Origin of the sequence: Pseudarthrobacter sp. B907 (genome assembly GCF_040137805.1) — a bacterium.
GTDB lineage: Bacteria > Actinomycetota > Actinomycetes > Actinomycetales > Micrococcaceae > Arthrobacter.
This window is the reverse complement of sequence record NZ_JBEEQE010000010.1, coordinates 89,774-103,212: the sequence shown is the minus strand read 5'-3', so window position 1 is coordinate 103,212 and position 13,439 is coordinate 89,774. Positions and strand designations below refer to the sequence as shown.

Here is a 13,439-nt window from a genome sequence, read left to right as displayed (position 1 = left end):
TGGGGTCTAGGCGTAGGCGTTGACCATCCGGACGGCGCCGCCGTCGACGCCCTTGGCGCCCTGGACGTAATCCGGGCCGGACTTGAGGACCGAGTCGGAGTTTTCCCCGACCGTGCCCATGATCCAGGACGGCAGGCCGCGGGCGTTCAGGTGGTTCACCGCGGCGTCGGCGGCTTCCGGGGAGACGATCGCGACCATGCCGACACCCACGTTGAGGGTGCGTTCGAGGTCGGCCAGCGGGACGTTGCCCAGCTCGGAGACCAGCTTGAAGATCGCCGGCAGTTCCCAGGTGGCGCGGTCCACGGTGGCCAGCAGGCCCTGCGGCAGCACGCGGGCCAGGTTGGCGGCCAGCCCGCCGCCGGTGACGTGGCTGAAGCCGTGCACGGCCTGGCCTGAGGCGGAGCCGTTGACCGGGAAGGTGCGGGCCAGGTCCAGGCAGTCGGCGGCGTACACGCGGGTGGGCTCCAGGAGCTCCTCGCCCAGGGTGCGCTCGAATTCGGAGACGTGCCGGTCCAGGGCCCAGCCGGCGTGGTTGACCACGCGGCGGACCAGAGAGTAGCCGTTGGAGTGCAGGCCGGAGGAGGCCATGCCGATCACGACGTCGCCGGAGCGGACGCGCTCCGGGCCCAGCAGGGAATCGGCCTCGACCACGCCGGTGGCGGCGCCGGCGACGTCGTACTCGTGCTCACCGAGCAGGCCCGGGTGCTCGGCGGTCTCGCCGCCCACCAGGGCGGTACCGGCGACCGAGCAGGCGGCCGCGATGCCCCGCACGATGTCGGCGATCCGTTCCGGGACCACCTTGCCGCAGGCGATGTAGTCGGTCATGTACAGCGGTTCGGCGCCCACCACCACGATGTCGTCCACCACCATGCCCACCAGGTCGAAGCCGATGGTGTCGTGGATGTCCATGGCCTGCGCGATGGCCACCTTGGTGCCCACGCCGTCGGTGGACGTGGCCAGCAGCGGTCGCTTGTAGGTCAACAGCTTCGAGACGTCGTACAGCCCGGCGAACCCGCCCACGCCGCCGATCACCGAGGAGTTGTGGGTCGCCTTAACGGCGTCCTTCATGAGTTCGACGGCGCGGTCGCCCGCTTCGACGTCGACCCCGGCGGAGGCGTAGGTGATGCCGGTGTTCTGGGCGGAGTTCATGTCAGCGGCCGGGGAGGCGGAAGTCATACTGGCTCTTTCTTGTCGGCATCTTGCTTGTCGGCGGGTACGCGGTCGGCGTCCGTGAGCAGTTGTTCGAATTCGGCGTCGGGTCCCGGATCGCAACCGGTGGCGCCGGCCTTCTCGGCCGGATCCTGGTCGGCCGGGATGGCGGCGTCGGACGCGGCGTTGGCGGCGGCATCGGCCGCGGAGATCCCGGCTGCCGGCGTGCCAGCCGGGGTTCCGGCGTCGGACTTGGCGGGCAGGCCGCCCAGATCGGTGCGCTCCAGCAGGTTCTTGCCCAGCTTGTCCGCACCCGGAAGCTCAATCGGGTACTGCCCGGTGAAGCAGGCGGTGCAGAGGCGTTCGCGGGGCTGCCGGGTGGCGCCGATCATGCCGTCCTCGGAGATGTACGCGAGCGAGTCCGCGCCGATGGCCTGGGAGATCTCGTCGATCGTGGCGCCGTTGGCGATCAGTTCGGCGCGGGAAGCGAAGTCGATGCCGTAGAAGCAGGGCCACTTGACCGGCGGGGAGGAGATCTTGATGTGCACGGCGGCGGCGCCGGCCTCGCGGAGCATCCGGACGATGGCGCGCTGGGTGTTGCCGCGGACGATCGAGTCGTCCACCACCACCACGCGCTTGCCGCGGATCACGGATTCCAGGGCGTTGAGCTTGAGCCGGATGCCGAGCTGGCGCAGCGTCTGGGACGGCTGGATGAAGGTGCGGCCCACGTAGGCGTTCTTGACGAAGCCGTGCGCGAACGGGATGCCGGATTCCTCGGCGTAGCCCACAGCCGCGGGGGTGCCGGATTCCGGCACCGGGATGACGATGTCCGCTTCCTGGGTGTTCTCGCGGGCCAGTTGGCGGCCCATTTCCACGCGGGATTCGTAGACCGAGCGGCCGGCGATCGCGGCGTCCGGGCGGGCGAGGTAGACGTACTCGAAGACGCAGCCGGCCGGCGTCGGCTCGGCGAAGCGCTGGGAGCGGACGCCCTGTTCGTCGATGGCGATGAACTCGCCGGGTTCGATTTCCCGGATGAAGCTCGCGCCGACCGTGGCGAGGGCGGACTGTTCGGAGGCGACCACCCAGCCGCGTTCCAGCCGGCCCAGGACCAGCGGGCGGATGCCGTAGGTGTCGCGGGCGGCGTAGAGGGTGCCTTCGTCCATATAGACGAAGCAGAAGCCGCCCTTGATCTTGGGCAGCAGCTCCAGGGAAGTCTGTTCGAGGGACTTGCCCTCCTCGCCCTCCAGCAGGGCGGTGACCAGGGCGGTGTCCGAGGTGTTGCCCTGCTTCATCTCACCGGTCAGCTGGCCGCCGTTGCGGTCCATGATCATGGCCTTGAGCTCGGCGGTGTTGGTGAGGTTGCCGTTGTGCGCCAGGGCGACGGTGCCGGTGGCGGTGGCGCCGAGGGTGGGCTGGGCGTTGGCCCAGTGGCTCGCTCCGGTGGTGGAGTAGCGGCAGTGGCCGACGGCCAGGTGCCCGGTCAGGGTGTTCAGCGTGGTCTCGTCGAAGACCTGGGACACGAGGCCCATGTCCTTGTAGACGTTGATCCGCTTGCCGTCGCTGGTGGCTATACCAGCCGACTCCTGGCCACGGTGCTGCAGCGCGTACAGCCCGTAATAGGTGAGTTTTGCTACCTCTTCGCCGGGAGCCCAGACCCCGAAGACGCCACAAGCGTCCTGCGGGCCTTTTTCGCCAGAGAGAAGATCATGAGAAAGTTTTCCATCGCCGCGTGCCACTGGTCGATTATCTCACGTTGTGCGCTAGGACTTTTCCGGCCGCCGGTTTGTGACCTGCCGGGCCGATGGGCGACCGCTCAGGCGCGGTCCTCGTCGTCGGTGTCCGGCACCGAATCCGGAACGGACTCGACGACGGCGTGCTCGGTGCGGCGGACGCTCAGCCGGTCCAGCACCAAGGCGACGGCGGCGCCCAGGATCGCGCCGCCCGCAGCGCAGAAGGTCAGGAAGAAGCCGAAGACGGAGTTGGCGTCGTAGCCCTCGTCGCCGGGCAGGGCGTAGGCGACGACGGCGGCCACCACAACGCCCAGCAGCCCGCCCAGGATCAGGAACGGGACGTACCTCGGGGCGCGGCGGACGGTGACGGAGCGGCGTTCGGGCGCAGCGGGGGTGTCTTCAGGAGCCATGGCATTAAGCCTACTGCCCCGCGGGCGCCGCTTCTCCGCCGGCGTTTTCGCCCCGATTCCGGACAGCCGCCACGCGGATCCGCGGTGCAGCCGTCCGATCCCGTGGCGGAAATCCGGAACCCTAGCGGGAACGTGGGCGGCGGGGCACACTATGTGGTGGGGGAGGGTGCGGTCCGGACTTTTTAAGGACGCACCATGGCAGTTGCAGCGGACAAGATCCGTGACCGGCAGCGCATTATCTGGGACCAGTTCGCGGCGGGCTGGAAGAAATGGGACGCGGAACTGCTGGACTGGCACGGCCCCTTCGGCGACGCCGTGATCCGGGACGCCAGGCTGGACCCGGACTCCCGTGTGCTCGACGTCGCGGCCGGCTCCGGTGAACCCGGGCTCTCTGCCGCCGCGCTGGTGCCGCACGGCGAGGTGGCGCTGACGGACATCTCGGCCGGCATGCTGCACGTGGCCGAGGAGAAGGCCGCCGCCCGTGCCCTGCCCAACGTGAGCTTCAGGGTCTGCGAGGCCGCGGAGCTGCCGTTCGAGGACGGTACGTTCGACGTCGTGCTGTGCCGGTTCGGTTTTATGTTCTTTCCCGAGGTGCGGGCCGCGCTGCGGGAGATGGTGCGGACGGCCAAACCCGGCGCACGGATCAGCGCCGCGGTCTGGGGCAGGGCCGCCGCCAACCCGTGGGCCAGCCTCATTCTGGGCACGCTCGCGCAGCACACGGAGCTGCCGCGCCCGCCCGCGGACATTCCGGGCCTGTTCCGCTGTTCCGCGCCCGGCCTGATGACCCGGCTGTTCCGGGACGCCGGTCTGCTGGCAGTGGCGGAGCGGACGGTCAGCACCGACCTGGTGCACGATTCGCCGGAGAGCTACTGGGAGTTCATGACCGACATTGCGACCACCGTGGCGACGGGCCTGGCGCAGGCGGATGAGGAGGTGCGGTCGCTGATCCGGTCGGACGTGTTTCAGATGCTGGGCCGCTACGAGCACGGGGGATCACTTCGGCTACGGTCGACCGCGACGATCGTGACCGGCATCCGGGCCTAGGGGTTTCCGCGTGCGGCTCGGTTTCCGCGCCGGTTTCGGACGGATGCGCCCCGGATCCGGGCCGCGCCTGTCCGATTCCGCAGCGGATTCCTGGATCCGGCGCGGAATTAAGTCCGGCAGGCCGGGCGGATCTGCCGCGGGACCCCCTCGGCCGTGAGGAAGGCCGCGAACCTGGCCGGCCCGGCGATCTCCGCCCAGGTCCAGCGGATCACCCGCCGCCCGGTGGACCGGATCCGGTCCTCGCGGCGCTTCTCGTCGATGACCGCCTCCGACGGCGTCCGGCCCTGGAGGTATTCCGCCTTGCGGTACTTGACCAGGCCGTCGAATTCCCCGCAGAGGCGCTCTTCAGGCCACTCAAAGTCGGAGTAACCAGCCAGACCGCGGGCATCGCGGATCTCGGCCTGCAGTTCCGGGGGCTTGAAGCCCAGCCGGTGCATCAGTGCCCTGCTCGCCGATTCGCCGGGAGATCCCGACGCCGGGTCTGCGAAGGCGATCGCAGCCCGGATTCTGCGCGCCGCGGCCGCGGTGTAGCTGGCGCCGATGCCGGCGTCGAGCTCCTCCTTGCTCAAGGCTGGCAGCCCGGGCTGCGGCTTCAGCACATGGTCGAGCGCGGCCGTGGCCTGTTCGAAGGACTCGAAGGCGGCCAGGTCCAGTACCGTCCGGATCCGGGTCGTGACCAGCAGCCCCCGGCGCTCCTCGACCTGCAGCGAGGCCGGGTCGGCGAAGTGACGTCGGACGCCCGCCCGCGAACGCCCGCCGCCGTCGTCGGACGTGCAGGCGTGCACCAGCGTTGCCGGGCCCAGCAGGGGCACGTCCCACAGTGCAGCGGAGGACTGTCGGCAGAACACCGTCCTGCTTTGCAGCGTCGACGCCGCCGCCTGGATCAGGAGCGGGTAGCGGTCCCAGCCGGCCAGCGCATCCCACGCCGCGGCGGGAACGTAGACGCCCTGCCGGATGCGGCGCAGTTCGCCGGAGGCCGCCCGGCGGCCCAGTTCACGGGAGTCCCGGCCGAGCCGTGCCGAGTCGCTGCTGACGATGAGGCGGGGGAGGTCCATGCCCCGATGCTGGTTCCGCAGGAGGTGCACCGGCAACGGGGCCGACGCCGGATGTGGACAACTTCTGCTGCGGTGGCGGGTTTGAGCTGCGCTTTCGGGCAGGCGCACGCCGGGCCCGGGGCGCAGCCGTCCGGATCCGCAGCGGATTCCCGGAACCGGCGCGGGCGGCCCCTTAGACGCCGAGCTCGTCCTTCAGGGCGGCGACGTGGCCCTCGGCCTTGACCTGGTACTGCGCCAGCTTCACCTTGCCCTCGGGATCGAGGACCACGGTGGAGCGGACAATGCCCTCGGTGATCTCGCCGCGGACCAGCTTTTCGCCCCAGGCACCGTATGCCAGGGCCACGGCGTGGTCCTCGTCGGCGAGCAGCGGGAAGGTCAGCGCGAAGTCGCCGGTGAAGTGGGCCAGGGCCTCGGGGGCGTCCGGGGAAATGCCCAGCACCTCATAGCCCGAGCCCTGCAGGGAGGAGAGGCTGTCGCGGAAGTCGCAGGCCTCGGTGGTGCAGCCCGGGGTGGCGGCCTGCGGGTAGAAGTACACAATGACGTTCTTCCCGCGGTAGTCGGCCAGGGACACCGGCTTGCCCTCGGCGTCGGGCAGGGTGAAGTCGGGGGCCGGGGTTCCGGGCTGCAGCTTGACGGTGACGTTCTGGCTCATGGGAGTCCTTCGCTGGGAGGGCGGTGGGAAATTGGTCTGTGGTGCACAACACTAGAGGCGGAACCGGTATTCCGGCGGCTCAGGAGCGGGTTCGACGACGCCGACTCAGCGCCGACTCAGCGGGCGGTGCGCTGGCGGAGGGCCCAGTCGAAGGCGGTTGCCGCCGGGGCCTTGTACTCGAGGCCAACGTACCCTTCATAACCGAGCTCGTGGCTGCGGGTGATCCAGCGCTCCAGCGGCAGGTCCCCGGTCCCGGGCGCCCCGCGGCCGGGGGCGTCGGCGATCTGGACGTGGCCGAAGTCCGGGGCGTGCCTCTCGATGACAGCTTCGACGTCGTCGCCGTTGACCGCCAGGTGGTAGAAGTCTGCGAGCACCTTGATGTTCTCCACACCGCTTTCCTGCGCCACCCGGGCGATGACGCTCAGGGCGTCGTTGGCGGTGAGGAGCGGGTAGCGGGGCGCGCCGCTGAGCGGTTCGAGCAGCACGGTTCCGCCGATCCGAGCCACCGCGCCGGCGGCGGCTGCGAGGTTCTGGACCGCCAGTTCGTCCTGCGCCTCCGGGGTGTGCCCGTCCTGCCGGTTGCCGTACAGGGCGTTGAACGACGTGCAGCCGAGCCGCGCGCCGATGCCGGCCACGACGTCGATGTTGTCCCGGAACTCGGAGGTGCGGCCGATCCAGGACACGAGGCCGCGGTCGCCGGCAGGCATGTCGCCGGCGTCGAAGTTCAGGCCGGTAAGCCGGACGCCGGCGTCCGTGATCGCCCGCTCGAAGCGGCCGAGCTCCGCGTCCCCGGGGACGGAGCTTGCGAACGGCCACCAGAACTCGACGGCGTCGAACCCCGCAGCCTTCGCCGCGGCGGGACGCTCGAGCAGCGGCAGCTCGGTCAACAGGATGGAGCAGTTCACGGAAAACGTCACGGTGCGCTCTTTCTGGAGTCGTTCTGGTCCGGGCGGGTCCGGGAAGGGCTAGCGGCGCTTCCGGGGGTCCTTCCGGGCGGCCAGGCCCACCAGCGCCCCGATGCCAAGGCCGATCAGCAGCCCGGTAAAGGGCTTGTCAACGGTGGCCACGCCAATGGAAAAGCCAAGGGCGGCGCCAACGAGCATTCCGATCCACAGGGACTGGTAGTTCACAGGCTCAGGCTAGCAAGTCCTGCCGCGGGTGCGGCGTGCGGTCAAGCGGCCCCAACCGTGACAGAGCCTGTAACAGAGCCGGAGGCCTATAGTCGGAGGGTGGAACACAGCATCCCGGGCCAACCTGGCCGGGCGTCCGAGATCGATGGGTTTGTGGACCGGCTGGCGTCGGTGGAAACCGGGCCCGGCTGCGCCAACTTCTTCGATGACACCGTGCCCGCGAACGCACTTCGCCGGCGGAACCCGGCGAGCTACCTGCGGGAAATGCGGGAGCGCTGCCCGAAGGTGCTGCTGGTGGGGGAAGCCCCGGGCTTCCGGGGCATGAGGATCACGGGCGTTCCGTTCACCAGCCGCACCATCCTCGAGGGACCGGCCAACGGGTTCGGCCTGTTCGGGCCCGGAAAGGGATACGTGCTGCCGCCGGAAGCGCGCGGTGTTGCGGCGGAGCCGACGGCGACGGTGATGTGGGAGGTGCTGGCGGAGCTGGATTTCCTGCCGCTGCTCTGGAGCGCGTGCCCCTGGCATACCCATGTGCCGGGCAGGCCGCTTTCCAACCGAACCCCGACGGCCGCCGAAGCTGCGCTGGGGAGCAGGTTTTGGCAGGAGCTGGCCGGGATTTTCGCGATCGAGACCGTGGTGCCCGTGGGAAATGTTGCACACCGCAGCCTGCACCGGAATGGCGTCGAGGCACCGAAAATCAGGCATCCCGCCCACGGCGGCCGGTCCGGCTTCAAGCGGGGGCTGGAGGAACTGATCGCGGGCGGCGGCGGGGACGGCAACGCCTAGCTTTTGATCGTGCTGGCTTGGTGACAGCTGGTTCATAGCTTTTCCATAGCCGGTGTGGCTAACTTAGCGAACTATGGAAGAGCGCACGACCCGGCAGTCCGGTTACCGTCCCACCGGCAGTGGGAGCTCCCGACGTCGCTTGCGGGCGTTCCGCCGTCGTCGGGCGGTGCTGATGGCAGTGTGCGCCACCCTGCTGGCTGCGGCGCTGGGTGCGGTCGTCCACCCGGCTGCCCAGGCCGGCTCCACGGCGTCCGTCCGGACAGGCAGCGTCACGGGTGCCGCCCCGGCCACTTCGGCGCCGGCCCCGGGCGCGGCGGTCGCCCCGGCCGCCGTGGGGGGCTTGGGCCCGGCTTTGGATGCCAGGATCAACGACATTGTCGCCGCCAATCCGGAGTATCAGATCGGGGTGGCCCTGCTTGATGTATCTGACGGCGCGGCAGCCTCCGGCGAGGTCCGCCAGTACGGGGTGGAGTCAGTATTCGTCGCGGCCAGCACCGCCAAGGTCCTGGCGGCGGAGGCGTTTTACCATCTTGTGGAAACCGGGGCCGCATCGCTCGATGACCCCCTGGGCGACTACACCGCGGAATTCCAGCTGCAGGCCATGATCCAGCAGAGCGACAATGACTCGTGGTCGCTGATCATGGACTCCGTGGGCCACGCGGAGCTGACGGACTACGCGGCCTCGATCGGCGTGGACTACAGCCCCGAAAGCAACACGCTCACGCCCGCGGACATGGCCCGCATCCTGGCCGGCCTCTACACCGGAACGCTGCTGACACCCGCGGACACCGCCCAGTTGCTGGCCTTCATGCAGAACACCAACTACGAAACGCTCATCCCGGCCGCCGTACCGGCCGGCGTCGCCGTCTTCCACAAGTACGGGCTGCTCGGCGGGGAATTGCACGACGCCGCCATCCTCGCCGAGGGCGGCCGCGCCTACGCCCTTGTCGCCTATACCAAGGGCGATGACTTGGACAGTGTCCCCGAACGGACGGAAGTCATCCATCAAGTGACGCAGGCCGTGGCGGACACCTTGTTCTAGGGGCCGGGTTCCGGGGGACACGTTCCGTCCGGGCCGCTGCGGGCTGCGGTCCGGGGGCACATTGCCGCCCGCCGGCGTCGTAATGGCCGACGCCGGCCCGGCGTTTCGTGTCAAAGTGCCCCCGCAAGGCCGCGTGGCTCAGCGCGGCGCGTAATCAGCAGCTACTTCGCCAGGAACCCCAGCAGCGCCTCGTTGACCTCGGCGGCATGGGTCCAGAGCATCCCGTGCGGGGCGCCGTCGATCTCCACATAGTCCGCAGTCGGGAGGGCCTTGGCAAAGCGCCGGCCGGTGACATCGATCGGCAGGATCCGGTCCGCGGTGCCGTGCACAATCAGGGCCGGGACGTCGATCTTCGGGATGTCCCCGCGGAAGTCGGTGAGCCAGGTGGGCTGCGCGGCCACGGACGCCGTCGGGCCGCCCGCGGTGGCGAGGTTCCAGCCCGCCCGCAGGACTTCCTCGCTGAGCCGGGGTGTGCCCAGGAACGTATCGCTGTTGTAGAAGTTCTTGAAGAAGTCGGTGAAGAAGGCGTAGCGGTCCGCCGTGACCGCTTCGAGCAGGCCGTCGAACACGGACTGCGGGACGCCGTCGGGGTTGTCCTCGGTCTGGAGCACGTAGGGCTCCAGCGACCCGAGGAACACGGCCTTGGCCACCCGGGCGGAGCCGTAGCTGCCGAGGTAGCGGCCAACCTCGCCGGTGCCCATCGAGAAGCCCACCAGCACGGCGTCGTTCAGGTCCAGCGTGGTCATCAGGGTGTTGAGGTCGGCGGCGAAGGTGTCGTAGTCGTAACCCTCGGTGGGCTTGCTGGACTTGCCGAAGCCGCGCCGGTCGTAGGTGATCACCCGGTAGCCGGCGGCCAGGAGCGCGGCGGCCTGCTTTTCCCAGGAGGAGCCGTCCAGCGGGTAGCCGTGGATCAGGACCACCGCCTGCCCGGTCCCGTGGTCCTCGTAGTAGAGCTCGACGTCGGTGCTGTTTTCGGTTCCAACCTTGATGTATGCCATGAAGCGATCCTCTCGGTACGGTCTGAAGTCAATCCGTGCGTCCCGCAGCGGGTCCCACTGTAGGGAACCAACGTGCTGCCCGGCTAGGGTGTTCCGCGAATTTGCGTAAAATACCCCCCGGGGTATAGTGGAACCACTAGACCTACCACTGAGGAGACACCAGATGTGCCGACAGGTTGCATGCAAAAAGTGCGGTAAGACCACGTGGGCCGGCTGCGGCCAGCACGTTGACCAGGTTATGCGCGGCGTCAAGACCGCGGACCGCTGCAAGGGCCACGAGAACGAGCCCAAGACCGGCTTCTTCGCCAAGCTCTTCGGCCGCTGACGTAGGCGTTGAACCGGCCGCGGGTGGCCCCCAGGGCCTCCGCGGTCGACACGACTTGGCAAAGGACCCGGTTTCCCTAACCTCGCTTGCGAAGCTGGACAGGAGCGGGCTCATAGCCTGACGTGAGCGGAATGTGCGCGGCACGTTCGCCGAGCACAGCCAGGGCCCTGGCCGAGCGATTGGGAAACGGGGAACAGGCCAGCCGCAGCCAGACGCCGTCGGAATAAGCATGGAACCGGTCCGGGCTGACGTGCAAATCTTCCGCGGCAGCTATGATCCGCGTGTGGGCCGCCATGTACCGGTCCGGCGAAATGCACGGTATGCGGGCACTCAGTTCCAAGTGAACGTCCAGGTTGGCCAGATCCAGTGCGGCCTCGGCCTGGGCGGTATCGTCGAAATCCAGCAGACCCAGCGGCGAGGCGCCGTCGGCGAGGATTTGCTTGTCGTGGAGGTCGCCATGCGCCCAGACCAACGGGTCCGGCGAAGTCCGCAGCAGATTCCGCATCACGTCCTCGGCCCGTGCGGTTAGGGTGGCGCGTTGGGATGCGGCTTCCTGAATGTCGTTGTAGTGCCGCAGCCAGCGGTTCACCCAGCGCCGCAGATCCGCGACCTCCGCCTCCGGGGAATGGACGGGCAGCGCGGCCAGGGCTGCGTGCCCGGCGGAGCTAGTCACCTGGGTGGTCCAGGCGCCCTGCCACCTCTCCCACAGCCGGTCGAACTCTTCATCACTGAGACCGGCGGTGTCGTCGGCCAAATCCCCCAGGGGTTGGCCGGGAACGACGCTGAAGACGATGACGTCCGGAGAGTTCCGCAGCACCCGGGGTGCGGTGAAGGTCCCGGGGGCGAGGAGGAGCTCGGTCTCCGCACAGCGCTGCGCGGGGACGATTGCACCGCCGGGCGGGAAGACCTTGATGTAGCCAGCATCGGTCCGGACGACGGCACGCAGGTGCGGCCGGTAGGACACCAGTTCCCCGCGCCGGGCTTCGGCCCGCAGGGACGGCAGCCCCGGATCGTCCGTGGGCAACAGCTCGAACGCTCCGCCGCATAGCACGCCTCCCCGGACGCCGGCCTGCCCCGGCGCAACGACCTCCAGGATGTAGTCCCCGACCGTTCTGTCCGGCCACACCCGGTGGATCTTCCAGGTTTGCCCGGAAGAGTCGACGGCGGACCGCGGGACCTGCGAGTGCCAGCTCATGCGATCAACTCCGTCGATCGGTGGATATGCCAGTCCGGCGGCCCGTGTCCCTGCAGTGCCATGCTCATTTCGGCACCTTGAACAGTTCACCCGGTTCTGCGGTCTGCTGCCGATGGACCCAGCCGGCAAAGCGGGAGTCCGGATCGACCAGCAATGACTGCGGCGCCCCATCTTCGAGAATTTCGCCGTCTTCGAGCCAGATCACCCGGTCGCACGATTGGGCCGAGTTGACGTCGTGGGTAATGGTGATGGAGGTCCGGCCCTCGGTGAGTGTGTCCAGGGCGTCGAGGACCGAATCCCGGGAGGCCGGATCAAGCCCGGCCGTCGCCTCGTCCAGGATCACGATGGGGGCCTTCCGGAGCATGGCGCGGGCTACGGCCAGCCGTTGACGCTGTCCCCCGGAAAGGTCGTTGGCCGCCTCGCCGAGGACAGTTTCGTATCCCTCGGGCAGTGCGCGGATGAAACCGTCGGCTTGTGCAAGGACTGCCACGGCTTCGATCTCCTCATCGGTGGCGTCGAGGTGGCCGAACCTGATGTTTTCCCGGACCGAAGTTCCGAACAGCACGGAGTCCTGGAGCAGGATTGAGACATGGGAACGCACGGAAGCGATGGTCAGGCCGCGCAGGTCCTCCCCTCCGAGGCTGACACTCCCCTCCCAGGGGTCCACCATCCGAAGGATCATGCTTGCCAGCGTGGACTTCCCGGCCCCGGAGGGCCCCAAAACGGCGCAGTGCTGACCCGCCGGTATGGTCAGGGTGATTCCCTTGAGCACCGAAGCCCCGTCGAAGTGGCCGGCCCAGACGTTGTCGAACACGACGTCCGGGTGGGGGCTCTTGAGCGCGACGGCGTTAGGTGACTCGGGGACGTCACTCTGGGCGTCGAGCAGGTCGGCCACCCGTTCCCCGGAGGCCGTCGCGCGGGCGATGCGGCTGGTGTACCTGGCCACATCCTTGAGCGGCCTCATCCCGGTTTTCAGGTAAAACAGGAAAACGGTCAGATCCCCTGGGGTCATCGCATGTTGCATCACCCTCCATCCGCCGGCGGCGAGGACCACCCCCGTGGCGATTCCGGTCAGGACGTCGGTCTTCCGTTGCAGGCTGGCGGACAGCCTCAGCGTGGCCACCCCCGAGCCAGACGCTGCCTGGTTGCTCTTGCCGAAGCCCGAGCTGAGGGTGTCTTCGAGTCCATACGCCTGGACTTCGCGCATTGCGCCCAGGGTTTGTGCGGCTGTGGTGGCCAGGGCACTTTCGCCCTTGCGTGATGTGCGGGCCGCGGTGGTAATCGATCCCGAACTCTTACGGGAAAACAAAATGAATATCCCGATGGACACGAACGTCACCAAAGCGATAAAAGGATCGAGCCAGAGCATGATGATCATCATGGCGATCAGGGACACTACGTTGCCGATGAGGGGGAGCCCTGCTGTGACTGCCACGTCCTGCAGCCGGGATACGTCCGCGACGAGCCGTTGGACCGTGTCGCCGGTGGAGGCGTGGCTGTGGTGGCGCATCGACAGGCTCTGGAGGTGGCGGAAGGTTCGGGCGCGCAATTCGGAGGAAACGCGGGTGCCCACGAGGGCAAACGAGATCGCGGACAGGTAGCTTGCCACGGCCCGGATTAGGCTGATGACAACTATTGCGCCGGCGCAGAGAAGCAGCACCTCGGCGCTTGCCTCCACGCTGAGCGGGGACCTGCGCAGATTGGCGCCGAGTGAGTGTGAGACGGAGTCGAGGACGATCTTCACCGGCCACGGTTCAAGTAGCCGGAAGAGGATTTCCACGGCCATGGCAATGAATCCGCAGGTGATCAGCAACCTGTGCCCGCGCAGATGCGGGCGGATGCACCGCAAGGTCCGCTGCATCGGAGTGGGTTCGGCGGGCGCGTTGGTGCCGGTCCTTCGCCACAGTGTTCGCCAGCTACGGG

Annotated in this window: 14 protein-coding genes; 4 read left to right on the top strand and 10 right to left on the bottom strand. The window is 68.6% G+C overall.

What is annotated here, in order from left to right:
• Positions 1–6: 6 nt before the first annotated feature.
• The 3 genes from purM to ABLI39_RS10680 form a co-directional block, all read right to left on the bottom strand.
• Complete coding sequence (gene purM, locus ABLI39_RS10690) at positions 7–1,176, bottom strand: phosphoribosylformylglycinamidine cyclo-ligase (RefSeq protein WP_349413400.1); 1,170 nt, start codon at positions 1,174–1,176, stop codon at positions 7–9.
• Positions 1,173–2,885 carry an amidophosphoribosyltransferase gene (purF, locus tag ABLI39_RS10685; RefSeq protein WP_349413399.1) on the bottom strand — a complete coding sequence of 571 codons (1,713 nt, stop codon included), beginning with the start codon at positions 2,883–2,885 and terminating at the stop codon, positions 1,173–1,175. The genes purM and purF overlap by 4 nt, the downstream gene beginning before the upstream one ends.
• A gap of 77 nt (positions 2,886–2,962) precedes the next feature.
• Positions 2,963–3,289, bottom strand: coding sequence for a hypothetical protein (locus tag ABLI39_RS10680; protein WP_349413398.1), 327 nt, complete (start codon positions 3,287–3,289; stop codon positions 2,963–2,965).
• A gap of 195 nt (positions 3,290–3,484) precedes the next feature.
• On the opposite strand from ABLI39_RS10680, the gene ABLI39_RS10675 reads away from it, so the two are divergent.
• Positions 3,485–4,333 carry a class I SAM-dependent methyltransferase gene (locus ABLI39_RS10675; protein WP_349413397.1) on the top strand — a complete coding sequence of 283 codons (849 nt, stop codon included), beginning with the start codon at positions 3,485–3,487 and terminating at the stop codon, positions 4,331–4,333.
• 107 nt (positions 4,334–4,440) lie between these two features.
• On the opposite strand, the gene ABLI39_RS10670 is transcribed toward ABLI39_RS10675, so the two are convergent.
• From ABLI39_RS10670 to ABLI39_RS10655, 4 genes are all read right to left on the bottom strand, one after another.
• On the bottom strand, positions 4,441–5,388 hold the full coding sequence (locus ABLI39_RS10670) for a hypothetical protein (protein ID WP_349413396.1): 948 nt from the start codon (positions 5,386–5,388) through the stop codon (positions 4,441–4,443).
• Between the two features lie 172 nt (positions 5,389–5,560).
• Entirely contained in the window at positions 5,561–6,040 is a 480-nt protein-coding gene (gene bcp / locus ABLI39_RS10665) for a thioredoxin-dependent thiol peroxidase (RefSeq protein ID WP_349413395.1), read from the bottom strand.
• 116 nt (positions 6,041–6,156) lie between these two features.
• Positions 6,157–6,957: a hydroxypyruvate isomerase family protein gene (locus tag ABLI39_RS10660; RefSeq protein ID WP_349413394.1), complete on the bottom strand. Its 801-nt coding sequence runs from the start codon at positions 6,955–6,957 to the stop codon at positions 6,157–6,159.
• A gap of 48 nt (positions 6,958–7,005) precedes the next feature.
• Positions 7,006–7,170, bottom strand: coding sequence for a hypothetical protein (locus ABLI39_RS10655; RefSeq protein ID WP_349413393.1), 165 nt, complete (start codon positions 7,168–7,170; stop codon positions 7,006–7,008).
• A 99-nt stretch (positions 7,171–7,269) separates the two neighbouring features.
• On the opposite strand from ABLI39_RS10655, the gene ABLI39_RS10650 reads away from it, so the two are divergent.
• Entirely contained in the window at positions 7,270–7,956 is a 687-nt protein-coding gene (locus ABLI39_RS10650; RefSeq protein WP_349413392.1) for a uracil-DNA glycosylase, read from the top strand.
• Between the two features lie 73 nt (positions 7,957–8,029).
• The gene (locus ABLI39_RS10645) at positions 8,030–8,998 is read left to right on the top strand and encodes a serine hydrolase (protein ID WP_349413391.1); all 969 of its coding nucleotides are present in this window, start codon (positions 8,030–8,032) and stop codon (positions 8,996–8,998) included.
• A gap of 161 nt (positions 8,999–9,159) precedes the next feature.
• On the opposite strand, the gene ABLI39_RS10640 is transcribed toward ABLI39_RS10645, so the two are convergent.
• The gene (locus ABLI39_RS10640; RefSeq protein WP_349413390.1) at positions 9,160–9,996 is read right to left on the bottom strand and encodes an alpha/beta fold hydrolase; all 837 of its coding nucleotides are present in this window, start codon (positions 9,994–9,996) and stop codon (positions 9,160–9,162) included.
• Between the two features lie 163 nt (positions 9,997–10,159).
• On the opposite strand from ABLI39_RS10640, the gene ABLI39_RS10635 reads away from it, so the two are divergent.
• Positions 10,160–10,321: a DUF8730 family Cys-rich protein gene (locus tag ABLI39_RS10635; protein ID WP_349413389.1), complete on the top strand. Its 162-nt coding sequence runs from the start codon at positions 10,160–10,162 to the stop codon at positions 10,319–10,321.
• A 76-nt stretch (positions 10,322–10,397) separates the two neighbouring features.
• Here ABLI39_RS10635 and ABLI39_RS10630 read toward each other — a convergent pair whose 3' ends face one another.
• Together ABLI39_RS10630 and ABLI39_RS10625 are read right to left on the bottom strand one after the other, a co-directional pair.
• On the bottom strand, positions 10,398–11,516 hold the full coding sequence (locus ABLI39_RS10630; protein ID WP_349413388.1) for a hypothetical protein: 1,119 nt from the start codon (positions 11,514–11,516) through the stop codon (positions 10,398–10,400).
• 64 nt (positions 11,517–11,580) lie between these two features.
• Positions 11,581–13,377, bottom strand: a complete 1,797-nt coding sequence (locus ABLI39_RS10625) for an ABC transporter ATP-binding protein (RefSeq protein ID WP_349413387.1) — start codon at positions 13,375–13,377, stop codon at positions 11,581–11,583.
• Between the last annotated feature and the right edge of the window lie 62 nt (positions 13,378–13,439).

Excerpts from the sequence above, each read along its gene's own strand:
- ABLI39_RS10675 (WP_349413397.1), top strand. The coding sequence starts at position 3,485 with ATGGCAGTTGCAGCGGACAAGATCCGTGACCGGCAGCGCATTATCTGG.
- ABLI39_RS10630 (WP_349413388.1), bottom strand. The coding sequence starts at position 11,516 with ATGAGCTGGCACTCGCAGGTCCCGCGGTCCGCCGTCGACTCTTCCGGG.
- ABLI39_RS10645 (WP_349413391.1), top strand. The coding sequence starts at position 8,030 with ATGGAAGAGCGCACGACCCGGCAGTCCGGTTACCGTCCCACCGGCAGT.
- ABLI39_RS10635 (WP_349413389.1), top strand. The coding sequence starts at position 10,160 with ATGTGCCGACAGGTTGCATGCAAAAAGTGCGGTAAGACCACGTGGGCC.
- ABLI39_RS10670 (WP_349413396.1), bottom strand. The coding sequence starts at position 5,388 with ATGGACCTCCCCCGCCTCATCGTCAGCAGCGACTCGGCACGGCTCGGC.
- purM (WP_349413400.1), bottom strand. The coding sequence starts at position 1,176 with ATGACTTCCGCCTCCCCGGCCGCTGACATGAACTCCGCCCAGAACACC.
- ABLI39_RS10625 (WP_349413387.1), bottom strand. The coding sequence starts at position 13,377 with ATGCAGCGGACCTTGCGGTGCATCCGCCCGCATCTGCGCGGGCACAGG.
- ABLI39_RS10680 (WP_349413398.1), bottom strand. The coding sequence starts at position 3,289 with ATGGCTCCTGAAGACACCCCCGCTGCGCCCGAACGCCGCTCCGTCACC.
- ABLI39_RS10640 (WP_349413390.1), bottom strand. The coding sequence starts at position 9,996 with ATGGCATACATCAAGGTTGGAACCGAAAACAGCACCGACGTCGAGCTC.
- bcp (WP_349413395.1), bottom strand. The coding sequence starts at position 6,040 with ATGAGCCAGAACGTCACCGTCAAGCTGCAGCCCGGAACCCCGGCCCCC.